The sequence below is a fragment of the Candidatus Krumholzibacteriia bacterium genome, from assembly GCA_035649275.1.
In the GTDB taxonomy this organism is placed as follows: domain Bacteria; phylum Krumholzibacteriota; class Krumholzibacteriia.
Window position 1 is genome coordinate 1 of the sequence record DASRJW010000026.1, and the last position, 23,785, is coordinate 23,785.

At 67.8% G+C, this 23,785-nt stretch carries 22 protein-coding genes; 6 read left to right on the forward strand and 16 right to left on the reverse strand.

What is annotated here, in order from left to right; all coding sequences use genetic code 11:
* The coding region (locus VFE28_02285) for an Ig-like domain-containing protein (GenBank protein HZM14806.1) at positions 1 to 3,276 on the forward strand (3,276 nt) is incomplete at its 5' end.
* Here VFE28_02285 and VFE28_02290 read toward each other — a convergent pair.
* Together VFE28_02290 and msrA (VFE28_02295) are read right to left on the reverse strand one after the other, a co-directional pair.
* Positions 3,277 to 3,849, reverse strand: coding sequence for a hypothetical protein (locus VFE28_02290; GenBank protein HZM14807.1), 573 nt, complete (start codon positions 3,847 to 3,849; stop codon positions 3,277 to 3,279).
* Positions 3,850 to 4,038: 189 nt separating this feature from the next.
* The gene (msrA, locus tag VFE28_02295; protein ID HZM14808.1) at positions 4,039 to 4,545 is read right to left on the reverse strand and encodes a peptide-methionine (S)-S-oxide reductase MsrA; all 507 of its coding nucleotides are present in this window, start codon (positions 4,543 to 4,545) and stop codon (positions 4,039 to 4,041) included.
* Here msrA (VFE28_02295) and VFE28_02300 point away from each other — a divergent pair.
* Complete coding sequence (locus VFE28_02300; protein HZM14809.1) at positions 4,453 to 4,659, forward strand: T9SS type A sorting domain-containing protein; 207 nt, start codon at positions 4,453 to 4,455, stop codon at positions 4,657 to 4,659. The two genes, msrA (VFE28_02295) and VFE28_02300, sit on opposite strands and share 93 nt — an antisense overlap.
* 630 nt (positions 4,660 to 5,289) lie before the next feature.
* On the opposite strand, the gene VFE28_02305 is transcribed toward VFE28_02300, so the two are convergent.
* The 8 genes from VFE28_02305 to VFE28_02340 form a co-directional block, all read right to left on the reverse strand.
* Positions 5,290 to 6,984: a PAS domain S-box protein gene (locus VFE28_02305; GenBank protein HZM14810.1), complete on the reverse strand. Its 1,695-nt coding sequence runs from the start codon at positions 6,982 to 6,984 to the stop codon at positions 5,290 to 5,292.
* Positions 6,963 to 7,625: a response regulator transcription factor gene (locus tag VFE28_02310; protein HZM14811.1), complete on the reverse strand. Its 663-nt coding sequence runs from the start codon at positions 7,623 to 7,625 to the stop codon at positions 6,963 to 6,965. Before VFE28_02310 ends, VFE28_02305 begins: the two co-directional genes overlap by 22 nt.
* Before the next feature lie 302 nt (positions 7,626 to 7,927).
* Positions 7,928 to 8,467 (reverse strand): peptide-methionine (S)-S-oxide reductase MsrA, encoded by a 540-nt coding sequence (gene msrA / locus VFE28_02315; GenBank protein HZM14812.1) that lies wholly within the window; start codon positions 8,465 to 8,467, stop codon positions 7,928 to 7,930.
* A gap of 129 nt (positions 8,468 to 8,596) precedes the next feature.
* A complete protein-coding gene (locus tag VFE28_02320) occupies positions 8,597 to 9,166 on the reverse strand; it encodes a hypothetical protein (protein ID HZM14813.1) in 570 nt (189 codons plus the stop codon).
* Between the two features lie 20 nt (positions 9,167 to 9,186).
* A complete protein-coding gene (locus VFE28_02325) occupies positions 9,187 to 9,870 on the reverse strand; it encodes a DUF4252 domain-containing protein (protein ID HZM14814.1) in 684 nt (227 codons plus the stop codon).
* Positions 9,867 to 10,469, reverse strand: a complete 603-nt coding sequence (locus VFE28_02330; GenBank protein ID HZM14815.1) for an anti-sigma factor — start codon at positions 10,467 to 10,469, stop codon at positions 9,867 to 9,869. Before VFE28_02330 ends, VFE28_02325 begins: the two co-directional genes overlap by 4 nt.
* On the reverse strand, positions 10,466 to 10,981 hold the full coding sequence (locus tag VFE28_02335; GenBank protein ID HZM14816.1) for a sigma-70 family RNA polymerase sigma factor: 516 nt from the start codon (positions 10,979 to 10,981) through the stop codon (positions 10,466 to 10,468). The genes VFE28_02330 and VFE28_02335 overlap by 4 nt, the downstream gene beginning before the upstream one ends.
* Positions 10,982 to 11,017: 36 nt before the next feature.
* A complete protein-coding gene (locus tag VFE28_02340; GenBank protein ID HZM14817.1) occupies positions 11,018 to 11,527 on the reverse strand; it encodes a GNAT family N-acetyltransferase in 510 nt (169 codons plus the stop codon).
* Between the two features lie 191 nt (positions 11,528 to 11,718).
* Here VFE28_02340 and VFE28_02345 point away from each other — a divergent pair, with 191 nt between their 5' ends.
* The 4 genes from VFE28_02345 (at position 11,719) to VFE28_02360 (ending at position 16,169) form a co-directional block, all read left to right on the forward strand.
* Complete coding sequence (locus tag VFE28_02345) at positions 11,719 to 12,648, forward strand: ABC transporter ATP-binding protein (GenBank protein HZM14818.1); 930 nt, start codon at positions 11,719 to 11,721, stop codon at positions 12,646 to 12,648.
* A gap of 39 nt (positions 12,649 to 12,687) precedes the next feature.
* Positions 12,688 to 13,938: an ABC transporter permease gene (locus tag VFE28_02350; GenBank protein ID HZM14819.1), complete on the forward strand. Its 1,251-nt coding sequence runs from the start codon at positions 12,688 to 12,690 to the stop codon at positions 13,936 to 13,938.
* A 5-nt stretch (positions 13,939 to 13,943) separates the two neighbouring features.
* Positions 13,944 to 15,083 carry an ABC transporter permease gene (locus VFE28_02355; protein ID HZM14820.1) on the forward strand — a complete coding sequence of 380 codons (1,140 nt, stop codon included), beginning with the start codon at positions 13,944 to 13,946 and terminating at the stop codon, positions 15,081 to 15,083.
* A 225-nt stretch (positions 15,084 to 15,308) separates the two neighbouring features.
* On the forward strand, positions 15,309 to 16,169 hold the full coding sequence (locus VFE28_02360; GenBank protein HZM14821.1) for an SDR family oxidoreductase: 861 nt from the start codon (positions 15,309 to 15,311) through the stop codon (positions 16,167 to 16,169).
* Here VFE28_02360 and VFE28_02365 read toward each other — a convergent pair.
* The 6 genes from VFE28_02365 to VFE28_02390 form a co-directional block, all read right to left on the reverse strand.
* On the reverse strand, positions 16,099 to 17,871 hold the full coding sequence (locus VFE28_02365) for a hypothetical protein (protein ID HZM14822.1): 1,773 nt from the start codon (positions 17,869 to 17,871) through the stop codon (positions 16,099 to 16,101). The genes VFE28_02360 and VFE28_02365 overlap by 71 nt on opposite strands.
* Entirely contained in the window at positions 17,858 to 18,772 is a 915-nt protein-coding gene (locus tag VFE28_02370; GenBank protein HZM14823.1) for a DNA-formamidopyrimidine glycosylase family protein, read from the reverse strand. Before VFE28_02370 ends, VFE28_02365 begins: the two co-directional genes overlap by 14 nt.
* Positions 18,773 to 18,776: 4 nt before the next feature.
* Positions 18,777 to 20,102 (reverse strand): SGNH/GDSL hydrolase family protein, encoded by a 1,326-nt coding sequence (locus tag VFE28_02375; GenBank protein ID HZM14824.1) that lies wholly within the window; start codon positions 20,100 to 20,102, stop codon positions 18,777 to 18,779.
* Positions 20,103 to 20,116: 14 nt separating this feature from the next.
* Positions 20,117 to 21,568 carry a pyridoxal-phosphate dependent enzyme gene (locus VFE28_02380; GenBank protein ID HZM14825.1) on the reverse strand — a complete coding sequence of 484 codons (1,452 nt, stop codon included), beginning with the start codon at positions 21,566 to 21,568 and terminating at the stop codon, positions 20,117 to 20,119.
* Positions 21,569 to 21,721: 153 nt separating this feature from the next.
* Positions 21,722 to 22,732 (reverse strand): DUF523 and DUF1722 domain-containing protein, encoded by a 1,011-nt coding sequence (locus VFE28_02385; GenBank protein HZM14826.1) that lies wholly within the window; start codon positions 22,730 to 22,732, stop codon positions 21,722 to 21,724.
* Complete coding sequence (locus VFE28_02390) at positions 22,729 to 23,643, reverse strand: TIGR01777 family oxidoreductase (GenBank protein HZM14827.1); 915 nt, start codon at positions 23,641 to 23,643, stop codon at positions 22,729 to 22,731. Before VFE28_02390 ends, VFE28_02385 begins: the two co-directional genes overlap by 4 nt.
* Between the last annotated feature and the right edge of the window lie 142 nt (positions 23,644 to 23,785).

Consider the following 23,785-nt stretch of genomic DNA (forward strand, 5'->3'; position numbering starts at 1 on the left):
ACGGGCACCGTGGCTCTCGGTGTCACCGCCGTGAACGACGCACCCACTGCTGCCAACGATGCCTACGCTCTCGACGAGGACGTCGTCCTCACCATGGCCGCACCGGGAGTGCGGGGCAACGACACCGACATCGAGGGCGACACGCTCACGGTCAGCGTCGCGACGCCACCTGCCCATGGAACTCTCGTCCTCGCCGCCGACGGCAGCTTCACCTACACACCGGCGCTGGACTTCTTCGGCACCGACTCCTTCACCTACACCGTGCGCGATCCGAGCGGCGCCAGTGACACCGGGGTCGCCAACCTCACCATTCGCGGCATCAACGACTCGCCGAAAGGCGCCGACGTTGCCTTCGTCACCGAAGAGGACATCGCTGTCCACTCCGGACCTCCCGGCGTGCTGCGCACGGCGAGCGATGCCGATGACGATCCGCTCTCCGCCTCCTTGGTGACGCCGCCGCTGCACGGGGCGTTGGAACTCGGCCCCGATGGCGCCTTCGTCTATACGCCGGCAACGGATTACTTCGGCGACGATGGCTTCGTCTACGAGGTCACCGACGGCCACGGCGGCAGGGCCGGGGGCACGGTCGGGCTCACGGTGCTACCCGTCCAGGACCCTCCGGTGGTCGTGGAGGACGCTCATGTCCTCGACGAGGACGGCAGCCTCGAGGTGGTGGCGCCGGGTCTGCTGGCCAACGACAGCGACGTCGATGGGGACGTCCTCGAATCCCGCCTCCGTACGCCACCGGCGCACGGGGTGCTGCGGGTCGAGTCCAACGGTGCTTTCACCTACACGCCGGCTCCTGATTTCAACGGCACCGACACCTTCACCTACGTCGCCGACGATGGCAACGGTGGAACGAACCAAGCCACGGTGACGCTCACGGTGCGTCCGGTCAACGACCTCCCCGTGGCGGCCGACGACGCCTTCGGCACCGCGGAGGACGCGGCTCTCACCGTCTCCGGCCCAGGCCTCCTCGCCAACGACTCGGACCTCGATGGCGACGTGACCGCGGCTCGCGCCGGGACCTCTCCGGTCCATGGCACGCTCCGCCTGCAGCCCGACGGCGGTTTCGTCTACGAGCCCGCGCCGGACTACCACGGTCCCGACACATTCACCTACATCGTCGAGGACGGCCGCGGTGGAAGTGCCAGTGCCATGGTGCGACTCGATGTGACCCCGGCGCCCGATGCACCGGCAACAGCCGCCGACACCTTCACCGGCGACGAGGATACGGAGTTGAGCGTGGGCGCGCCGGGTGTCCTGTCGAACGACCTCGACGTCGACGGCGATCCGCTCCACGCGGTTCTGCTCGAGCAGGCCGCGCATGGCGAGGTCGTTCTCGACGCCGATGGCTCCTTCCGCTACCTCCCGGCGCCGGACTGGCATGGCACCGATCTCTTCACCTACGCGGCCGACGATGGTACTGGGCGCAGCACCACCGCCGCAGTCACGGTGACGCTGGCTCCGGTGAACGACGCTCCGACAGCGGCCCTCGACGCCTACGACCTCGCCGAGGACGCGGTCTTCGTGATCGACGCCCCCGGGGTGCTCGGGAACGATGCGGACATGGACGGCGAGATCTTGCACGCCGAGGTGCAGACGACAGTCGCCCACGGCGCTCTGGCGCTACGAGCGGACGGTTCCTTCACCTACACACCAGCGCCCGACTACTACGGGCCCGATGCTTTCACCTACAACGCCCGCGATGCCGCCGGTGCCACTGCCTCGGCCACGGTCCGCTTCCAGATCGCGCCGGTGAATGACGCCCCTCTCCCCGCCGACGACGCATGGAGCGTCGCCGAGGACGACACGCTCACCGTGTCCTCTCCGGGTCCGCTCGGCAACGACCGGGACGTGGAGGGCGATCCGCTCGCGGCGGCACTCGTCGTCCCGCCCACGCACGGCGTGGTCACGCTCGCCGCCGACGGGGCCTTCCTCTACGCCCCCGCACCGGACTTTTCCGGTGAGGATCGCTTCACCTATGCAGCGCGAGATCCTTCGGGCGCGGCGCGTCAGGGAACCGCGTTGCTGCGGGTGACGCCGGTGAACGACGCGCCCGATGCCGTCCCCGATGCGTACACTGTCGTGGCCGGCGGGAGCACCACCTTCGCCGCGCCGGGTCTGCTCGGCAACGATGTGGATACGGATGGCGACTCCCTTCAAGCCGTCCTGGTGGAGAGCCCCCGTTACGGCCACCTCGATCTGCAGTCCGACGGCTCCTTCGTGTACACGCCCCTTCCCGGCTTCACCGGGAGCGACGGCTTCACCTATCGCACCAGCGACGGCTTGGAGAGCGACATCGCTGCCGTCCGCCTCCAGGTGGACGGCCGCGGCGTCACCTACCGTGAGAGCGCCTCGGGCACCGTCTCGGCCAGCACGGAGGTGGCCACGACCACGACGCTGGTCGCCGTCCCCGGCGACCTCTATCTCGCCACCATCTCCAGCCGGCCCTTCCGCGCCGTCCTCGGCCTCGAGGGCATGAACCTCACCTGGACACGGGTGCGCTCCCAGTGCGGTGCCGGCGGTGAGACCGGCCTCGAACTCTGGATGGCGCGCGGCGAGCCGGTGTCGGCGGTGGTCACTGCCAGCCTCGCGGCACCCGCCGAGCAGGCGGTGGTCGCCGTCTCGCGTTATTCCGGTGTCGACCCCATGGATCCCCTGGGCACGATCGTCGCCGGCAATTCCCAAGGGCTGGAAGCGGACTGCAGCAGTGGGGCGGAAAGCGCCGACTACGACTGGCGCCTGGCGACTCTCACCGAGGGAGGCATCCTCTTCCGTGCCGTCACCATGCGCGACCGTGGGCATACGTCCACCGACGGCTCCTTCCTGCGCCAGAGGGCAGGGTCAGGCGCTCTCGGCGGCATGGCTTCCGTAGAAGTGCAGGATCGGGCCGTGGATGCAGGCGAGCACGCCCAGAGCGGCGTCCTCTCTGCTGCCGTGGACTGGGCCGCTGTCGCGGTGGAGATCCGTTCTGCTCACGTCGACGAAGCACGCCTTGCCGCCGAAAGGCTCGAAGTCCTTCCCAACCCGTTCATCGAGCACAGCCTCGTGCGCACCATGCTCTTCCGCCGGGCTCCCGTGCGCATCGACATCTTCGACGCCCGTGGCCGGCGGGTGCGCCAGCTCCTGGACGACGTCCGTCCACCGGGCCGGATGCAGGTGGACTTCATCGGCACCGACGACCGCGGCCGCCGTCTCGATTCGGGCGTCTATTTCATGCGCCTGCAGTCCGAAGGCCGCACGATCACGCGCAAGGTCGTCCTGCTCAAGTAGTCAATCGCGGTACAGCTGCTTCACCACCGCCCATGATCCCGCCTCGACTGTCACGAACGGCTCCAGTGCGGTCGAATCTCCCGCTCGGGCCGGGATGATGCCGCGATGCTTGACGTGCGCCCAGTCATGCGATTCCTCGGTGCCCCAGCGATCACAGGTTCCGGTCTGGCAATCCGGCGCGCATCCCTGGACATGGATGTAATGCCAGTAAACCACGAGGTTGAAATCAAGATTCAAGTCGGATGCGGTCGATGGGACGGCGAAATCGAACTGGACCCTTTGCGCACTTACAGGCTCACAATCAACGATGCCCGCCTCAGAAGCTGTGCAAACTTCCGGAGAGATGTTCATCGCTGGACCGAACGCGCCCGTCACTGAAAGCGTCCACCATGGATTGCCGGTGCGCCAACAGCAATAACCAACACCACTGCAATTGTCAGTGGCTGGGGCGAGGATCTCCACTGTGGGGACGAATTGGATGCGGCACGTCTCCTCGTCGAGCCGCAGGATCGACCCCGTGACCGTGAGCGTCGACTGCCCAAGCACGACTCCTGGGATCGTAACGATCAACAACGCAGGAGGAAGCCTCCTCAATATCGAGCTCACGCTGCACCCCAATCGAAATCGACACAATCGGAACACAGCCAACGTTCCATGTGAATGCAGCCTACATCTCCTCCTTCGGCGGGGTCAATGCGGGCCCTGGAGGGTCGGGGGGGCTCGTGCTCAGTGGGCTGCTCGGCAGTGCCGCCGCAACCAGAGTCACCGGGTCTTCAGCTTGGACAGATGTTGCTTGCGGAACTTCGCCACCTTGGGGGCGACGACCGCAGCGCAGTAGGGTTGGTTCGGATTGCGCCGGAAGAACTCCTGGTGGTAGTCCTCGGCGCGGGTGAAGTCGCGGAACGGGCTGATCTCGGTGACGATGGGGCGGTCGTAGACCGAGGTGACCTCTTCCCGCACCCGCTCGGCGCTCTGCATCTGCTCTGGCGTGTGGTAGAAGATCGCGGAGCGGTACTGCGTGCCCACATCGGCACCCTGCCGGTTGAGCGTGGTGGGATCGTGGATGGAGAAAAAGACGCGCAGCAGCTCCTCGCAGGAGAGCGTGTGCGGCGCGAAGGTCACCTGCACCACCTCCGCATGCCCCGTCCGGCCGGTGCAGACCTGCTCGTACGTAGGATGCAGCACGCTGCCACCGGAATAGCCGGACTCCACCTTCTCCACGCCCTCGAGCTGCTCGAAGACGGCCTCGAGGCACCGGGCCGGATGCAGGTGGACTTCATCGGCACCGACGACCGCGGCCGCCGCCTCGATTCGGGCGTCTATTTCATGCGCCTGCAGTCGGAAGGCCGCACCGTGACCCGCAAGATCGTCCTGCTGAAGTAGCTTGCCCTCGGAGAGTCGCTGCGTTCCGAACAGGGGGCTGGTGGGCGGGGGGCGGACTTGGCCGCCCCCACCGAACGAACCGCTCTGTCGCCTAGGCGTGAGCGGAGATCTTGTGGAAGAAGCCCGTCTGCTTGCGGAGCAGGCGTGGCAGGGAACTGGCGCACATTCGCGCCATCCGGCGGCGGCGCCCGAGGGACGAATCAGGCATCGTCTGATTGTCGCGGCTGCTGAAGAACCGTCATCCTGCACTTCGCACGCTTCGCCAAGTCGGTTTGGATCTGCGTGTATGCCGCTCATGAACGGCAACCGCAAGGGTGTGGAGGACGTGGGAAGCCATGAGGTTCGCATCGACAGCGTGGCGGCTCGCCGGTTGGCGCGAGACCTTCGTCGCCAGCATTGTGTGTGGTCACGGTGACATCGAGTCGCTGTTTGACCCGGGCGTCTTTTCGCGGGTGGTCCTCGTTCGCTGACGCGACGTTCGTGACCGACCCGGAATGGCCGGGGAGCCGGGGCGCCCTATCAGCGCCCTGGCTCCCACGCGAGCTCGAACGCCGTCCTGCGGACGATGAGGGTTCGTCCAACGCCGGGGCGACGCTCCTCGGCCCGAGAGCCCCGCTGCGCGCTCCGTGATCATCGACGCATCAGATTGAGGGGGATCACCAAGGCCTGCTGCGGCGTCGCGACCACGGCCGCCGGCCGCAGCGGAGCCCGGAGCGTCGCCCGGCTCCCCTCTCCAGGTTTGGATTGCATCTCGAAGGTGCCCCCGATGACATCCAGCCGCTCCCGGATGCTGAACAGGCCAAAGCCCCCGTCCTGTCCGACACGATTCCGTCTGCCCGCTTTATCGAACCCGACGCCATCGTCTTCGACGTGGATCTCGACCTGCTCCTCCTGCCTGCGGACCGCCACGATCACCCGGGACGCCTTCGCATGTTTGATCACGTTCATCAGAAGCTCGTGTACGGCGTGGAAGAGTAGGACCCGGACGTTCTCCTCAGTCGTTTTTGGCTTCTCGTCGTCTTGGAAGCGCACGTCGATGCCGTGTCGCTCATGAATCTGCTCTGCCAGCCACTCCAGAGCGGCTTCCAACCCGACCTCGTGCAGCATCGGCGGACACAGATCCCAGATCAGCGTGCGCGTGTAGTCGATCGACTCGTCGAGCAGCCGCTGAATCTCCTCCATCGGCCCTCGCGTGTCTTCGGACCTCGGGGCTGACTGCAGCATGCAGATCTTCATTCTGGAGAGAATCAGCATCTGCGCCAGATGGTCGTGCAGCTCCGCGGCGATGCGGCGGCGTTCCCGTTGCTCGGCGAAGGACAGTGCCGACGCCAGGGCGCGCAGCTGCTGCTGATAGAGCTTGATCTTCCTTTCCGCCAGCCGCCGCCGGGTGATGTCGCGAACGAGCGCGCACACGCCACGGACGTTTCCCGCTGCGTCTTTGATCGGGGAAATGGTCAGGAGCAGCCGGACCGGGGGCCCATTCCGGCGCTGCCGTAGGGATTCGAACGGGGCGATGGTCTCTCCCCGCGAGACCCGCTCGAGCAGGTGCGGCATCTTGGAGGAGGCTTCGCGTGCGAAGAGCGCGGCGATGGACCTCCCCACCAGCTCCGAGGTAGGCCGGCCGTAGAGCCGTTCCGTTGCGGGGTTGCAGCTCACGATCGTCCCATCGACTCGTATGGCGAGAACGGCGTCTTCCGTGGACGCCTCGATCGCCGCGAACTGCGACAGCGCTTCCTCGGCGCGCTGGCGTACCTCCGCTCCCGCCTGCAGAGCCCTGTTGGCATGCAGGAGCTCGCTCGTTCGCACCCCGACCCGTCGCTCCAGATCGTCCCGCGAGCGCCGCAGCAATCCGACCGCCCGGCTCCGTTCGGCCGCGAGCGTGTTCGTCCCCAGCGCGACGAGCACAAACACTCCAAGCGCGATCCAGTCATTCGGCTCGAGCCCTCGAGGCCCGGAGCGCAGCAGGAGGAACACCGCGCTCGCGATGCCGGCGAGAACGGTCGCGAGCAGACCTGGCCACTGTCCGCCATAGCAGGTACTGGCCACCACGGCGGCGAGCAAGAGAATGGAGGGTTGGCCTTCCCGGATCCCTGGCACTAGGAGCGTCAGAATCGATGCGAGCACAATCGAGGTGACGGCGAGGCAGTAGTGCAGGAGTCGAGAGGATCTCGAGGCCCTATCCTCGGGCTTCGAGGCCCTCTCGAGGGGGTCGCCCCTCGAGGGTGGACCCCGGCGTAGCGCGCGGCCATCGGGACTGCGGGGACGGGAGAAAAGGCGCAAGCGTCGGGAATTCCACACGGGGCTCAACGTCCTTCCAAGGACCACACGATCGCGTACCGAAACAGCTCTCGGCTCGAACCGAGCCCCAGCTTGGTCTTGACGTGATCGAGATGGGTTTCGACGGTCTTGATACTCAGGCAGAGCTTGTCCGCGATCTGGCGGGGCGACAGGCACTGGGCAACGAGGCCAAGGACCTCGAGCTCGCGGTTGCTCAGGCTCTCGATCGCGGCGGTCGCGGGTTCCCGGCCGGTCAGCTTGTGGAGCATCCGTGCCGACATTTCTTCGCTCAGGTAGATGCCGCCGCTCAGGACCTTGCGGACGGCCTCGACGAACTCCTCCGCAACTTGTTGCTTCATGATGTAGCCGGAGGCGCCGGCGCGCAGAACACGCTCGGCGTACAGGGTTTCGTCGTGCATGGAGAGAACCAGAAGGGGCAGGACCGGATGCCACTCTCTGAGGTCGTGGATGAGCCCGAGTCCGCTGCCGGCGCCGAACGCGAGGTCCAGTACCGCTACGTCCGGCTTCGAGGTGGAGACGGCCTGCAAGGCCTTCTCCGGGCAGTCGGCCTGGGCGCAGACCTCGAGCCCTCCCGCCTGGTGGATGATCTGTGCGATCCCTTCTCGAACGGCCGGGTGATCGTCCACAACCAGGACTTTGGCTTTCCCATTCTTGGAAGCTCGTTGCACAGCACCGCCTCCCCACCCCGCAGCCACCTCACATTAGGACGCCGCGCGGATCGTTTATACTCATCGCCAAGCGCGTGAACTATAGGCCTTTAGTCCAATGAGGCTCGAACCTGCGGAGAAGACTGCGGGTTACAGAAGCACGAGGTCCTCAGGGGCGGGTTCTCGTACAGCTGCTGCAGCAAGCAGGGACGTCGGAGGACGGCATTGCGCTGTATCGACGTGACTGTGGACCCTACTGCCATCACCGCGATGACCTGAAGTCACCTGAAGACTCTCTTCCGATGAGGTCAGACTCCGATCCGTCACCTGGTCTTCAACCTGGAGAGGTGCTCTTTCCGGAACTTCGCCACCTTGGGGGCGACGACGGCGGCGCAGTAGGGCTGGCTCGGATTGCGACGGAAGAACTCCTGGTGATAGTCCTCGGCGCGGTAGAAGGCGCGGAAGGGCGCGATCTCGGTGACGATGGGACGGTCGTAGACCGCGGCGAGCTCGTCCCGCACCCGCTCGGCGCTCTGCTTCTGCTCCGGTGTGTGGTGGAAGATCGCGGAACGATACTGGGTGCCCACATCGGCACCCTGCCGGTTGAGCGTGGTGGGATCGTGGATGGAGAAGAAGACGCGCAGGAGATCCTCGTAGCTGAGCTCGTCCGGGGCGAAGGTGACCTGCACCGCCTCCGCGTGTCCCGTCCGGCCCGTGCAGACTTGTTCGTAGGTCGGGAGCGGCGCGCTGCCACCGGAATAGCCGGAGTCGACCTTCTTCACGCCCTCGAGCTGCTCGAAGACAGCCTCGAGGCACCAAAAACAACCACCGGCAAGCGTGGCCAGCTCTCGACTCTCACCCACGTTCCAGCTCCTTGCCAGGCGCGTTGGGGCGCCGTTGCTCCTGCCGACACTATAACGCCGCCCGAGTCCCTGTAGTTCCCAGGAACCGAGAGAAGCTGTCCGTGATGGCAGATCAGGAGCCACACCGACTCAGCGGGCGCTGAGATCGAGGCCGAGCATCTGGGGCAGCTCGCCGGCGCGGTTTTCCATCGCCTTGGCCAGGAGCTGGTCCATGCGGCCCTCGACGCGGACGAGCGCCAAATGCTCCCGGTCGAGGAGGATCACGTAGATGTCGCGGATGAGGCCGCTCTCTTCCCGGGTCAACACCCAGACCAGCTCGGCTTCGGTCTGCTTCTTCACCGCCAGGTGCCAGCCCTCGTTCACGATCCGCGACCTCAGGTGCTGGGGTAGCCGCACCTCCTCCAGCGGCGGCAGCGCCAGCGTGTTGTAGAGAGCGAGCTGCACGCGGCGCACCTCCTGCAGGTAGTCGTGGGCTTCCTTGGCTTCCGGCGCCACCGCCACGGGGATGAAACCGGTGGCGAAGCGCGCCAAGCCGAGGGAGAGAGGTCCGAGGCTGATCCCCATGTCGCGCTCGAACTGCGCCCCTGGGAGCTGCCGTTCGATCTCGCCCTGGATCTGCGAGAGCTCCGGCGTCCACAGGCAGCCCGTGAGGCACGGCAGCAGGGTGAGGAGGAGCCAGGTTCGCGGACGGCGTGTCATCGTGTCCCCCGCGGCAGGAGCTACTTTTTCTCGGGCTTTTCTTTGCTCTCGGGCTTTTCCTTGCTCTCGTCGTGCGCCTTGTCCTTAGCGCCGTGCTCCCAATCCTTGAGATTGTGCAGCTCGTCGATATCGAACTTCTTTCCCAACCGCCCGATCTGCTCCGGGTCGATGTCACCGACGATGTTCACGAAGGTGGCGGTTTCGCCGTTCTCGACCGCCATCACCGTGATCCCGCTCAGCAGCTTCTCCCCCATCTTGAAATACACATAGACGTTGTCATTTTCTTCGCGGACACGCACGGCACATACCCAGCCGCCTTTTTCCAGCTTCCCCGCCAGGTCGGACACCTTGGATTCCACCGCCGGCAGATTCGCGTCTCCCAGGCGGAACTTCTGCACCCGCACCAGCTTGAGCTTGCCCAGCATGTCCGAGAGCTCGGGCTCGGCGTTCTTCGACATGGACGCCACCATGGCCAGGAGCGCGTCGTGCAGGTAGATCTCCACCACCGCTTCTTCTTCGCCGAAGAGACCCATCGACGCGAAGTCGACGTAGCCGGCGTGCTTGCTGTAATCCTCTTTCACCTCTTTTTTCTTTTTCTCCTGTGCCGCACCGGTCGGCGGCATCAGGAGCAGTCCCGCGAGCAACGCCGCGGTCCATAGAGCGCCGCGCCGCCACCGCTCCTTCCCGGATGTGCGCTCGTTCATGGCTGTCGATCCTCCTTGAGTGGTCGGCTCACGGCGTTGGTGACCGGCGCGACCACTCGCTCGCCGATCACGTTCCCCACGACTTCTCCCACGGTGCTCTCGAGCGCCTGGTCGCTCGCTCGCGCCGTCACCTGCGCCACGTACGCCAGCGCCCAGCGCACCTCTTCCTCCGCCTGCTGCAGCGCCACCGTCTCCGGCGACGGCGGCGGAGGCTGCCGGGCGAGGAGGGCGATGAGCAGAGCGGTGACCGCGACGCTGACGCCGGCACAGACGGGCCGCCAGAGGCCCTGCCAACCTTGGCGCCAACCGGCGAGCCGCTCTCTCCAGGGCACCCGGAAGCTGGCGTCGGCGGCGCCGACTTGCGCCATGACCCGTTCCGCCACCGCCGGGGGGCAGCTCCAGCGCGGTAGCGCCCGCAGGCCTTCCTGCACCCGGCGCGCTGCCTCCAGCTCCGTCCGGCAGGCGGCGCAACCTTCGACATGGGCGAGAAACCGCTGCTGCCTTGCCGGCGCCAGGTCGCCGTCGAGGAAGGCCTCGAGCAACACCTGGGCGCGGGCGCACGAAAGCGGCGCGTCCCGCCTGTCCTTCTCGGGCGTCATGGTTCGGCGTACTCCCCCAGCTTGGCGCGCAGCATCCGGCGACCCCGGTGCAGATACACCTTCACGGTGTTGAGCGGCAGACCGAGGGTGGCGCTGATCTCCTCGTACTTGAGCTGCTCGATCTCCCGCAGGATGACGATGCTCCGGTACGGTTCGGCGAGGTCGCGCAGCGCCTCCGAGAGCTGCCGCCAGAGCTCCGACGCTTCCAGCTGCACCGCCGGCCCGGGCTCCACGCTCGCCGTTCGCTGGGCCGTCTCGCCCTCCGGGTCCTCACCCACCACGGCCCGATAGGAGCCGCGGCGGCGGAGCGCATCGATGGAGGCGTTCCGGGTCACCCGGACGAGCCAGGGCCAGACACCGGCGGGTTCGAGGCGCTCCAGGTGCCGCCAGAGTCGGACGAGGACTTCCTGCGTCACGTCCTCGGCTTCCTCGCGGTTCCCGACCGTGTACCGGGCCAGCCGGTAGATGCGGTCCTGATACATGGCTACGAGCTCCTGGAATTGCCGGCGCATCGCTCTTCCCGGAAAACGGGGCGGACAGCCCCTTGGTTACTCCGCCTGGACCGCTTGGGGGCCCTCGGTAGCCGCTTTCGCGGGCAGGTCGATCTCCATGAAGACCGCCCCCTCGACGGGGTTCGGGTAGTACGGGGCGATCTCCCGGAAACCCAGGGCGGCATAGAGACGTTGCGCCGCGGCCATGACGGGGAGGGTGTCGAGCCGCATCCGGGTGTAGCCGAGACGGGCCGCGTCGCGCAGCACATGCAAGACCAAGTCGCGCCCGAGCCCTTGGCCGCGGTGCGACGCGCGCACATAGAGCCGCTTCATCTCGCAGCTCGTTGCATCCAGGGGGCGGAGCGCGATGCAACCCGCCGGCACCTCGCCCTCCATGGCCAGGAGTAGCCGGCCCCGCGGCGGGGCGTAGCGGCCCGGCAGCGTCTCGAGCTCCTCGTCGAAACCCTGGAAGCAGAGGCTGATCCCGAGCCATTCGGCGTACTCGAGGAAGAGAGAGCGGACGACGGCGATCTGCTCGCTCCGCGTCGCCTCGACGATGTGCACCATCTCGACCTCCGCGTTGCGCCTCCAGGATGATACGCGGTCGTCGCCCACGAGGTGCACGCAGCGCCGGGGCACCGGGAGCGCACGGTGCGTTTGGCGGGTGCGCCTGGAGTCCCTTACCCGCTCTCCCGCAGTAACCGCCCGGCACCGGATCGCGTATGATCCTCAGTCCATCCCCACAGCGGAGGGCGCCGGTGATCGACGTCAAGGAACTGCGCAAGACGTACGGCGATCTCGTCGCGGTGAACAACGTCTCCTTCCGCGCCGAAGCCGGGGCCATCTTCGGGCTCCTCGGACCCAACGGTGCCGGCAAGACCACGGCCTTGAGCTGCATCTCCGGCTTGCTGCGCCCCGATGCCGGCCATGTCCAGGTGCTCGGACACGACGTGGTGAGCGACGGTCGCGCCTCGCGCGAAAAGCTCGGCGTCGTGCCGCAGGAGCTTGCTTTGTACGAGGACCTCTCGGCGCGGGAGAACCTGCGCTACTGGGGCGCTGCCTATGGTCTGCGGGGCAAGCGACTCGAGGACCGTGTCCAGGCAGTGCTCGAGCTCATCGATCTGCACGATCGCGCCAAAGAAGCAGTCAAGCGCTTCAGCGGCGGGATGAAGCGCCGCCTCAACTTCGGCTGCGCTCTGGTGCACGAGCCCCAGGCGCTGCTCCTCGACGAGCCCACCGTGGGTGTCGATCCGCAGAGCCGCGTCGCTCTCCTGGAGATGGTGAAGGAGCAAGCACGCCGGGGCACTTGCGTGCTCTACACCACGCACTACATGGAAGAGGCCGAGAGCCTCTGCGATCAGCTGGCGATCATCGACCACGGCAAGATCATCGCCGCGGGAACGCTCGCCGAGCTGCGGGCCAAGATGGGTGAACGGGATCTGCTGCGCCTGACGGGACGCTTCGACCCAGCGAAGGTGCGGCAGGCGCTGTCGCGCCTGGACGGGGTGGAAATCGTGCAGGTGGAAGCGGCGGCAGTGACCCTCGCCATTCCCGAAGCCTCCCGCATGCTGCCCAGCGCGCTCCAGCTGTTGGCCGCGACCGGCGCCGAGCTGCACGAGACCACCTTGACGCAGCCGAACCTCGAATCCTTGTTCATCAAGCTCACGGGCAAAGAGCTGCGCGAGTAACGCCACGCCGCCGCGTGCGCCCGAGGAGGACGCCAGTTGATGCGCTTCGTCTGGTGGACGGCGCTCAAGGACTTCCAGCGCCAGCGTCGCAGCCCGGCGGATCTGGCCCTCTGGTTCGGCATGCCGCTCCTCATCGGCACCTTGCTCGTGCTCTCCATGGGCGGCCGCAGCGGTCCCCGCCCGCAGGCCCAGCTCCTGGTGGCGGATCAGGACGATAGCGCTCTCAGCCGCTTCCTCCTGACCGGCCTGAGCCAGGACGCCTCCGGCAGCTTCATCCGCGCCGAGCAGGTGGAGCTCGAAGCCGGCCGCAAGCGCCTGCAGAAGGGCAAGGCTTCGGCGCTTCTCGTCATCCCCGCGGGGTTCTCCGACGCCGTGCTGGCGGAGAAACCGTGCACGCTCCGCCTCGTCACCAATCCGGCGCAGCGCATCCTCCCCGGCATCGTCGAAGAGAGTCTGCGCATCTTCGCCGACGCGGTGTTCTACCTGCACCGTGTAGTGGGCGACGAGCTGCGCCGCTTCGCCGGTGGTCCCGCCCCCGGGCTCAACACTTTCCCGGACGCCCAGATCGCCGGCTTCAGCGTGAGCATGAACCGGCTCGTCGACCGGGTGACGTCCTACCTCAACCCCCTGGCCATCGAGCTGGTGACGACGACCGATGAGGAGGAGAAAGAAGATCAGTCGCCGCAGCAAAGCTACGCGCTACTCTTCCTCCCGGGCCTGCTCTTCATGTCCCTCCTCTTCATGTCCCAGGGGCTGAGCGAGGATCTCTGGCGCGAGCGCAGTCAGAAAACACTCCGGCGCGTCGTCATCTCGCCCGGATCGGTGACCCAGTTCCTGGCCGGCAAGGCCCTCTACGGCGTCGTCCTCATGGCCTGTACCACGCTTCTGGCTCTGACCATCGGCTTCTTCTACTTCGAACTGCCGGCCTCGGTGTTGCCGCTCGCCGTGGCGTGGAGCACCTTTTCAGGCACCCTCCTCCTTCTGATCATGATGACTCTGCAGCTGCACGTCTCCAGTCAGCGCGCCGGCAACATCGTCAGCATGAGCATCATCTTCCCGCTCATGATGGTCGGCGGCAGCTTCTTCCCCTTCGAGGCCATGCCGGACTGGATGGCCAAGATCGGCGGCTACACCCCGAATGGTTGGGCGGTGCAGCAGCTGAAGGCGATCCTCAGCCAGAAGGTGCAGCCCCAGTCCCTCGGCCTGGCCTTCTCCGGCATGCTGGTGGTGGGCGGTATCCTTTTCCTCTCTTGCGCGCGCCGACTCCGGCGCGGCTTCGCCCAGGGGTGACGGCCATGCTGCGCCAGGTGTGGTTCATCGGCCGCAAGGACATCCAGTACATGCTGCGGGAGCGCGAGACCCTGGGCTGGATGTTCGTCATGCCCGTCGTCTTCTTTTTCTTCATCGGCACCGTGACCAGCAACTTCGGCTCCCGCGGCGGCAGCCAGGACCGCCTGGCGCTGTGGAGCGAGGGCGACACCGGCTTCCTCGGCGAGCAGCTGGAACACCGCTTGAAGGACCGCCAGTTCCAGGTCGACAAGCCACAAACCCAGACCGAATTCCAGGCCGCCGATCGGCGACTCCTCCTCCCCGCCGGCTTCACCGACTCGGTGCTCGCCGACCGGCCGGTGAAGTTGCACTTCACCCGCGACGAAGGCGGTCTCGGCAACGACTACGATCGCGTCCGCGTCGGTCGCGCCGTCTACACCCTCCTCGCCGACGTCATCGTGAGCGGCGAGACCGGGATGCCGCCGACGTCGGCCACCTTCGCCCGGCTCGACTCGCTGCCGCGGCAGCTGCAGGTGGAGGTGTCGATGGCAGGCAAGCGCCGGCAGGTACCCACGGGCTTCGAGCAGGCCATCCCGGGCACACTGGTGATGTTCATCCTCTCGATCCTGACGACGAGCGGTGCCGTCCTCCTCTTCACCGACCGCCGGCAAGGGCTGTTGCGCCGGCTGGCGTACACCCCCATCCCGCGCCGCGCCGTCGTCCTCGGCAAGTGGACCGGCAAGATGGGAATCGGGGCGATCCAGATCGCCTTCGGCATGCTCGCCGGAACCGTGCTCTTCAAGATGAACTGGGGTCCCAACTTGTGGATGGTGGCCCTGTTGTTGCTCGCCTACGCAGCTCTCACCACCACCCTCGGCATCCTCCTCGGCAGTCTGGCGCGCAGCGAGGGCCAAGCTGTCGGCATCGGTGTCGTCGCCACCAATGTGCTCGCGGCTCTCGGCGGCTGCTGGTGGCCCATCGAGATCACGCCGCGCTGGATGCAGAAGCTGCAGCTCTTCCTCCCCACCGGCTGGGCCATGCACGGCCTGCACGAACTGGTGAGCTTCGGCGCCAGCCCCGCCGCCGTCCTCCCTCATCTCTTCGGCATGCTCGCCGCCACGCTGGTGCTGTTCCTCGTCGCCGCCCGTCTCTTCCGTTTCGAGTGATGTCGACTCGAGGGATGCCTTCGTTTCGATCGACCGCCCCACCGCTCTGACCTGCATCGGTCGTCTCCTGCGCCAGCGGCCCATGGTCCAGCTTCGCTGCTGCGCCTGGCGAGCCGCAGCGCGATTCGTTGCAGGATCCCCTGGGCATGGGGTATTTTCGCCCCATCGAACCGCTCGGTACGCTCCGTCTCGTCCCTCGGGCACGACGGCTACGGAGGCAGGCGCTTGATTCTCGTCACCGGTGCCACGGGAAACATCGGCCGCGAGCTGGTGCGACGGCTCGCCGCAGCCGGCGTCCCGGTCCGTGCCTTCGTGCGCGATGCGGCGAGGGCGGAAGACCTGCGCCAGGCCGGCGCCGAGATCCTCGTCGGCGATCTCGACCACCCGGAGACGCTGGCTCCCGCGCTCGACGGGGTGGAGCGGCTCTTCCTCCTCACCCCGGCGGACCCACGGCAGGTGGAGCAGCAAGGCCGGACCGTGGACGCGGCGCAGCGCGCCGGCGTGCGCCACGTCGTGAAGCTCTCTGCCCTCGGGGCCTGGCTCGACTCGCCGGTGTCGCTTGGGCGCTGGCATGCGCAGACGGAGAAGCAGATCGAGAAGTCCGGCATGGCCTGGACGCACCTGCGGCCACACTTCTTCATGCAGAGCACTTTGGGATTCGCGCCGAGCATCGCCGCCGAGGGCAAGCTCTACGCCCCCATGCGCGAGGGCCGCGTCGGCCTCGTGGACACCAGGGACATCGCCGCGGTGGCGGCCGCGGTTCTCGTCGGGAGCGGCCACGAGGGCAAGACCTACGACGTCACCGGACCCGAGGCACTCGACTTCCACACCATCGCCGCTCACATCGCCAGCGCCACCGGGCGCAAAGTCACCTACATGGATGTGCCGCCTGGCGAGGCGGAGAAGGCCATGGTCGCTGGCGGCATGCCGGCCTGGCTGGCCGATGCCCTCTTGGGCTTCTACGGCATCTTCGCCGCCGGGCACGCCTCGGCCACGACGCGCGTCGTCGAAGACGTCACCGGGAACGCCGCGCGCACCTATGCGCAGTTCGCCCGCGAGCACGCCCGCGTTTTCGCCGGCGCCTGAACACCGCTCGGGCAGCCCAATCCCTCTCGCACGCCTCGATGCGCTCCGCCGTGAGCGGCTCCTGGCGTTCCACCAGGCGCACCCCGCCGCCGCCAGGCTTCAGGAAGACGTTGGGGGCGAAGCAATCCACGTAGCCCGGTGGCGCTCGGCGCTCGTGCGCCATGCCGCGGAGCGCCAGCGGGTCCACGGGAGTGCGGGCGATGACGTAGTCGTTGAGACCGAGAAGGTCGAGGATGTTCACCTGCGGCAAAGTCCACGAGGCGACGCCCACGGCCTGGAAGGCAAGCACCGGGAATCCGTCGGCAGGCAGCCGCTCGCCTTCGGCGCGGCTGGGAAAGAGCGAGGCCAGATAGGCCTGATTCACCTTGTGCTCTTGGTGTCGCACGCACACCCAGTGTTCGATGAGCCAGGCTTGCAGCCCGTCGAAGGTGGCGGCGTACCAGCGCACGGGCCGCGGCCAGTGCGGCGCCAGCTCCACCAGCAGCCGGCGCGTCTCCGCCCGGGTGCGACGTTCCTGCGACAACACCCAGTGGCTCCAGGGCACGGGGAGCGCCAGCGCCACCTGCGTCGCGAGGAGCGCCGCCAAGACGCTGCCCCGCAAGCGGGAGCGATGGGCGAGCCACACGAGGCCCAGATATCCGGGTACGACGAGATGGCTGTACACCCGGTATTCGAAATGGTCGCCGCCGACGACGAAGGTGTAATAGAGGAAGTGGGCGAGAAGCGTCGCCAGGCACAGGCCGACCACCGCACGCTGGGTTGTCACCTCGTGTGGGTCACGAGCGTCGATGGTGGCCGCCGTTCCCTCCACGACCGCCACCGCGCTCTGCCGCGCCTGGCGCAGGCCCAGCACGAGAAGCACCAGCAACGGAAACCAGAGCGCGTACTCCAGGACGAAGGAGAGCAGGTAGCGTATGCCGCTCTCCGGCCAGGCCCCGACCACCTTGGCGTGATAGGTGTTCGGGAGCCACGCACCATAGAAGGAAACTCTCCAACCCAGATGGAGGGGGACGACGAGGAGTGGCGCGCCGGCCGCGAACGGGCGCGGCCCACGCAAGCGCCACCCGCGCAGCCCCAGCACCCCGAGGGTGGCGGCGGCGAAGAGCAGCCCCTCGGGGCGGGCGAGGTAGAGGCAAGCCGCCAGCCCCGAAACGAGGAGCAGGCGCGACGCCCGCGGCCGGCGCCCGTCGAGGCAGACCGCGAGCCAGCCGAGGACGAGCAAATCGAACAGCGCGGTCTCGAAACCCGAGCTCGACCAGGTGACAAAGGTGCGATGCGTGGTCACGCCGAGGAGAAAGAGCGCGAGGAGGACGAGGCGCCAGCGCCCGAGCGCCGGCCGCCAGGAGAGACGGAGAAACATGGCGGTGCCGAGGCCGAGCGAGCCGAGGGCGCAGAGCAGGGAAACGATGTTTGCCGCCACCGGCGGTTGCACTCCGGTCGTCCGCCAGATCCCGTCCAGGAGCGCCACCCAGAGAAAGCTCGTGTACCCCTCCACGGGACGGAACGGCGGCGCGTTCCACACGTAGCCGTGCCCGAGGATGCTGTTGCTCACATAGCGAAAGGCGATGAAGGCGTCGTCGGTCAAGAACCAGGTGAGCTTCCAACCGGCGACGAGCAACAGCCCTGCCCCGGCCAGGAGCAGCGACACGAGCCAGCGGTCCGAGAGACGCCGGCGGCGCGAGTCGGCGCTAGGAGGCTCCACGGCGCTCGTTCTTCATCTCCTCCAGCTCCTCCGGCGTGCGCGGCCAGTCTTCGCGCAGCAGGCGCGAGAGAGCCCGATCGGCCAGGAGCTTGCCCCCGGTCTGACAGTGCGGACAGTAGTTGCATTCGTTCTCCGCATGCACGATGCGCTGTACCTTGCTGCCGCACACCGGGCACGGCTGGCCGAAGCGCCCGTGCACGGCCATGCCCGGGCGGAAGGCCGTCACCTTTTCCGGGAAGGCTTCGCCGGTCTCCTGGCGCAGGCGCTCCAGCCACTCGCGCAAGGTTGTCAGGGTCGCCTCGTGCAGCCGCGCCCACGACGGGTCGTCGAGATTCTGCGTGCGTTGGAGCGGTGACAATCGCGCCCGATGCAGGATCTCGTCGGAGTAGGCGTTGCCGATGCCGCTCAGCAGGCGCGGATCGGTGAGGGCGCGCTTGAGGGTGCGGTTCTCCCGCAACAGCGCTTTCCGGAATGCCTCCACGTTCGCCTCCATCACCTCGAGGCCGCCAGGATCGAGCGCCGCGAGCTCCGCCTCGCCGCGGACGAGGTGCAGCGAAGCGCGCTTGCGCGTGCTCGCCTCGGTGAGGAGCAACGTGCCGGTGGAGAAGTCGAAGGCCGCGAGGCCGAGCCGGCGCGGCACGGGCTTGCCCTGCTCGCGCCAGCGCAGGCGCCCGGAGATCATCAGGTGCAACACCAAGAAAAGCTCGCCCTCGAGGCCGATGACGATCCGCTTGCCCAGACGGCGCAGGCCGACGACGCGCCGCCCCGCCGCAGCGGCGAGCGGTGGCTGCACCGTGCGCAGCAGGAAGGGGCTCGCCAGCCGCACCTTCTCGAGGCTGGCTCCCAGGATCCGCGGCTGCAGCCGCTCGAGATAGAGCGCCACGTCGGGGAGTTCGGGCACGGGATCAGCCGCCCTCGGAGGTGCCGGCTGCGGGTGCACGGTGCTCGAGACGCAGCACCGCGCCGGCCAGGGCCTGGGCGATGAGCTTGTGCCCGGCCGGGCTCGGGTGGACCACGTCGTTGAACAGGTGCGGCGCCGGCCGCGCGGCATAGAGCCGATCGAGGTCGACGAGCTCCACCTGCAGACTCCGCGACACGATGCGCACGCGCTCGTTGTATTGCGCCATGACGCCGCGCTCGCGGTCGTGCAACGCCACTTGCCCGAGCTCCGCGCGCGCGCCCTGGGGATCACCGGCCCGCTCCAGCTCGCGGGCTTGCAGGTAGTGCAGGTAAGGCCAGTCCGGATGCTCCTGCAGAGCGCCGGCGAGGAATTGCCGCAGCTCCTCGCTCCCCGCGGCGCGCTCCAGACCCAGGCCGCGCCGGGCGAGCTGCTGGGCCACCCACCAGTCCTGCGTCACCCACGCCGGTTTGCCGTCGAGCGTCACCGGGACCTCGTTTTCCACCAGCGGCGGTCCCGGCCGGAGCGGCGTGGTGAGCAGGATGGGCGTCGCCCCTGCCGCGCGCGTCGCCTCCACCATGGTGCGCAGATTGGCCTCGAAGGTGTCGAGGTCGACGCGCCGCTCGGGCTGGACGAGTTTCCCTTCCCGGCGGACGAGACGCAGCAGGTGCCGGCGGAGGAGGCGGTAAGCGTGGCTGTGCTCCAGGGTGCGCACCAGCCACGGCGTGGTGTAGCGCGTCTCCCGATCGCTGGCGTTGGAGAAATGATGGTCGTTGTAGCCGAAGTAGAAGGTGACGAAGTCCGGAACGTAATCGGCCAGCACCTGATGGAGCAACAGGCGTCCCTGGTGCGACGAGTAGCCATCGACGCCGAAGTTGAGCGCCTCGAGCTCCATGCCGTCGCCTTGGAGCAACACCGGCAGCACCGCGGCGTAAACCTCCGCATCGACGCCGATGGTGAACCCCATGGTGCAGGAGTCGCCGAGATGGGCGATGCGCTTCCTCGCCACCTTGCCCTTCTGCCACTCGGGGCCGCGAAAGCCCTCGCTGTTGATCCGCATCGGTCCGTAGACGCCGGGCTGGAGCCGCCAGCCCAGCACCGGATCGCGCCGGTGGTGCGGCAGCTCGAACTCGAAGCTCTGGGTGAAGCGGAAGTGTCCGGCGGGCTGCGGGATCGAGAGGTCCGGCCGCGCCAGACGCACGAGGCCCTCGGCGGCCGCGACGGAGAGGAGAAGAGAGCTCACCACGAGGGCGGTCGCGGCGCGTGGGCTGGTGCGCGCCGCTGCACCGCGTTGTCTCGCCCCGCCGCCGGCGCTGCCCAGGTTCTTCCCCATGCCCACCTCGGTCCCTACGACGGCAGCCCGACGCGGGCGTTGAAGGCCTCGATGGCCCGGTCCCAGGCCTCCACCTGTGCATAGGTCTCGTCCCAGAAATCCGGCGACCAGAGCCGCGCCAGATCGCGGGGATCCTTCCGCTGCTGTTCCACCCAGGTGAAGTACTTGAGATGGTGCAGGGCTTTCCTGTCGCGATAGCCGAGCTCGCGCATCGCCTCGGTGCCGATGCCCTGCAGGTAGCGCGCGAAGTGCCGGGCGGCGAGCATGCCGCTGTACGGCCCCTGCATCTGCCGCTGTTCCTGCAAGCGACTCTGGTAGAGGTCCATGGAATCGGTGAGGCAGGTGAAGAGCACGTCCCGCGCCGAGAGCTCGTACCAGCGCGCCGTCTTGATCGCGGCCACGAGGTTGCAAATGCCCGAGATGCCGAGCCAGGACAGCCGCGGCAGGAAACCCACCTCCACGCCCTCGCCGGCCAGGAAGCAGGCCCCTTCCGGTTCGTTGAACAACCGCATGAGGGCGAGGCACTGGGCGTCGTCCACGGCGCAGACGAGGTCGGTGTGGCGCACGTTGTGGATCCACGGTACGTGCTTGTCCCCGATGCCCTCGATGCGGTGCGCGCCGTGGCCGCCTTGCAGCAGCGTCGGACACTGCAGCGCCTCGGCGGCGACGAGACGGACCTGTGGGTGCCGCTGGCGCAGGAAATCGCCGGCTGCCAGCGTGCCGGCGGAGCCGGTGGCGGCGACGAAGGCGGCGAGACGATCCCCCGGCCGCGCCATCTGACGGAAGACGTCGTCCACCGCAGCACCGGTCACGTGGTAGTGCCAGATGGCGTTGCCGAACTCGTCGAACTGGTTGAAGATGACGCACTCCGGCCGGGTGCGGCGGATCTCCCAGCAAGCGTCGAAGATCTCCTTCACGTTCGATTCCCCGCCGGGCGTCGCGATCACCTCGGCGCCGAGGCTGCGCAGCCACTCGAAGCGCTCCCGGCTCATTTCTTCCGGCAGGATGGCGATGGCGTCGCAACCCAGGAGAGCGCAGTCGAAGGCGCCGCCGCGGCAGAAGTTGCCCGTGGACGGCCACACCGCCTTGTGTGCCGTGGGATCGAAGCTTCCCGCCACGAGCTTGGGCACGAGACAGCCGAAACCCGCGCCCACTTTGTGCGCTCCCGTCGGGAACCACTTGCCCACGAGTCCGACGATGCGGGCTTCGACACCCGTGAGGGCCGGCGGAAACTCGACCCAGTTACCGCCGTGGAAGAGCCCGCCCTTCTCCACCGGTTCGTTCTTCCAGGTGATGCGGAAGAGATTCGCAGGATCCACGTCGTGCAAGCCGACCTGCCGCAGCCGCTCCCGCACGGTTGCTGGAATACGGCTCGGGTCGCGCATCTGGGCGAAGGTGGGGATGCGGATCCCCCGCTCGCGGCAGCGCGCCGCGGCGCGTCCGAGGACGGCTTCTTCTCTGCTCATGCCCCCTCCGAAGTGTGCAGCCCCGGACGATGCGATCCCGGCCACGGTGGGCTGGGATGACGGGCCCAATGGCTTCCGGAATCTCGCGGCTGCCGCGCGAGCCACGGCATTCTAGCCGCCCCTCGGCCCCTCGTCACGCTCCCAGCGTTCCCCTCACACATGGTTGCGCAGCATGAGTTCCTTCGGGTGCGGCTCGAGGTAGGTTTGACCCTCGAGGTACGACACCCCGTGGCGGCGGACCAGGTGGCGGAGAAGCGTGATCGGCACCACGAGGGGCACGAGACCGCGCCGGAAGTCCTCGATCACCGCTTGCAAATCCTGCCGCTCCCCCGCATCGGCGCACTCCTTGAGATAGCCCTGGGCGTGCTGCAACACGTTGACATGCTTCCGTGTCGTGGCCAGTGTGCGCAGTCCCCGCATGAAGGCACCGCGGTAGCGGTTCGCGAGATCTTGGCGGACTTCGCCGCGCGCCCGGGCGACGAGGCGGCCGAGAGCGGCATAGGTCGCGGGATCGTGAGCCAGGAGGAGCAGCTTCTCTCCGGTGTGGAAGCGGACGAGGTCCCCGGTGCTCCAGCGGCGCGAGAAGAGTGCCTGCAGGCGGTGGTAGGCGAAAACCCGCTCCACGAAATTGTCGCGCCGAGCGGCGTCGTGGAGCCTGCCTTCTTCCTCCACCGGCAAATCCGGGAAGGCGGCGAGGAGAGCCGCAGCGTACAAGCCGACGCCACTCCGCTCGATCCCCCCCTGGCGCCCATGCAGCCGTACTCGCTCCATGCCGCAGCTCGGCGAATCTTTCTTGAGGATGTATCCCGAGAGTACGAGGCGCGCCAGCTCTCGAGTCTTGCGCTTCCCGTAGGCGCGCATGGCCGCGGTGTGATCGATCGCCGTCTTCGTGCCCACGAGGCGCACCGTCCCCTCGCGCTCCACCAGATGGATGGGCTCGCGCGGCGTTCCGAGGCCGATCTCCACCTCGGGACAAACGGACACGTAGCGCACGAACGGCGCCAGGACATCGTTGACGAAGGCATCGCGCTTGTGACCGCCGTCGTAACGCACCGGTTCACCGAGGAGACAGGTGGAGATCCCGATGCGAATCTCCCCGGCGGTGCCGGTGTTCCGCGGCGACGACCTGCGGCGCGGCGCGGCCCGCTTTCCTCCTGGGCTCATGCCGTGCTGCCGCCCGCTCTGGCCCTCGAAGGCTGTAGCACGGCGCGCAGGGCCTCCTCCAGCACCGGATGGCGATGGCGGAAACCCGTGTCGAGCAGACGACGGGGCAGCACGCGAGCGCTGGCGAGGAGCATGTCGTCGGCCATGGCGCCGAGCAGGAATCGCAAGGCGAAGGCAGGGGCCGGCAGCAGCGCGGGCCGGTGCAGCACGCGCGCCAGAGTGCGGGTGAACTCGGCGTTGGTGACCGGCTCCAGTGCCACGACGTTCACGGCACCGCGCAAGCTCGTGGTGGCGAGCGCGTGCAGCATGGCCGCCACCGCGTCTTCCAGGGCGATCCAGCTCATGAATTGTCGTCCGTCCCCGAGGCGACCGCCGAGGCCACAACGAAAGAGGGGCACGATCGGCTTCAGCATGCCTCCCCCACGCGCCAGGACCACACCGAAGCGCAAGCGCACCACGCGCATCCCCGCAGTTTCCGCCGCAACCGTGGCGCCTTCCCACTCGAGGCAGGTCTCGGCCAGGAAACCCGTGCCGCCCTCGTCTTCCTCGGTGAGCGGCGCGTCGGCGCGGTCGCCGTAGAAGCCGACAGCGGAGGCCGAGAGGAGCAGCCGCGGTCGCTGCGGCGATGCCGCCAGGCTCTCGCAGAGGAGCTTCGTTCCGAGCACGCGGCTGTCGTGGATCGCGCGCTTCTTGCTGGGGGTCCAGAACCCGGCGACGCTTTCGCCGGCAAGATGCGCCACCGCCTCGATCCCGTCCCAGACCGACGCGGCCAAGATTCCACGGCGCGGGTCCCAGACGTGTTCCACGTCGCCCCCGCGGCCGAGCCGACGCACTCCATGTCCTTGCTCCCGCAACGCCGCCGCCAGCGCGCTTCCGAGCAGGCCCGACGCTCCGGTCACGAGCACTTGCATCGCCGATTCTCCCGGTCCGACGCGCCACGCCGTCGCCTCGTCGCGCTCACGTTACAGCATGGAAACCCCTACCCGCCATCTTCCAGGCGTCGGGATCGCAACACTGCGTGGCACGAGCGTTGCTGTTTCTGCCGCCGTTTCA

Excerpts from the sequence above, each read along its gene's own strand:
- VFE28_02335 (HZM14816.1), bottom strand. The coding sequence starts at position 10,981 with ATGCGCCGGCAATTCCAGGAGCTCGTAGCCATGTATCAGGACCGCATC.
- VFE28_02320 (HZM14813.1), bottom strand. The coding sequence starts at position 9,166 with ATGACACGCCGTCCGCGAACCTGGCTCCTCCTCACCCTGCTGCCGTGC.
- VFE28_02385 (HZM14826.1), bottom strand. The coding sequence starts at position 22,732 with ATGAGCCCAGGAGGAAAGCGGGCCGCGCCGCGCCGCAGGTCGTCGCCG.
- VFE28_02375 (HZM14824.1), bottom strand. The coding sequence starts at position 20,102 with ATGGGGAAGAACCTGGGCAGCGCCGGCGGCGGGGCGAGACAACGCGGT.
- VFE28_02340 (HZM14817.1), bottom strand. The coding sequence starts at position 11,527 with ATGGTGCACATCGTCGAGGCGACGCGGAGCGAGCAGATCGCCGTCGTC.
- VFE28_02390 (HZM14827.1), bottom strand. The coding sequence starts at position 23,643 with ATGCAAGTGCTCGTGACCGGAGCGTCGGGCCTGCTCGGAAGCGCGCTG.
- VFE28_02380 (HZM14825.1), bottom strand. The coding sequence starts at position 21,568 with ATGAGCAGAGAAGAAGCCGTCCTCGGACGCGCCGCGGCGCGCTGCCGC.
- VFE28_02325 (HZM14814.1), bottom strand. The coding sequence starts at position 9,870 with ATGAACGAGCGCACATCCGGGAAGGAGCGGTGGCGGCGCGGCGCTCTA.
- VFE28_02355 (HZM14820.1), top strand. The coding sequence starts at position 13,944 with ATGCTGCGCCAGGTGTGGTTCATCGGCCGCAAGGACATCCAGTACATG.
- VFE28_02300 (HZM14809.1), top strand. The coding sequence starts at position 4,453 with ATGCAGCACGCTGCCACCGGAATAGCCGGACTCCACCTTCTCCACGCC.
- VFE28_02330 (HZM14815.1), bottom strand. The coding sequence starts at position 10,469 with ATGACGCCCGAGAAGGACAGGCGGGACGCGCCGCTTTCGTGCGCCCGC.
- VFE28_02350 (HZM14819.1), top strand. The coding sequence starts at position 12,688 with ATGCGCTTCGTCTGGTGGACGGCGCTCAAGGACTTCCAGCGCCAGCGT.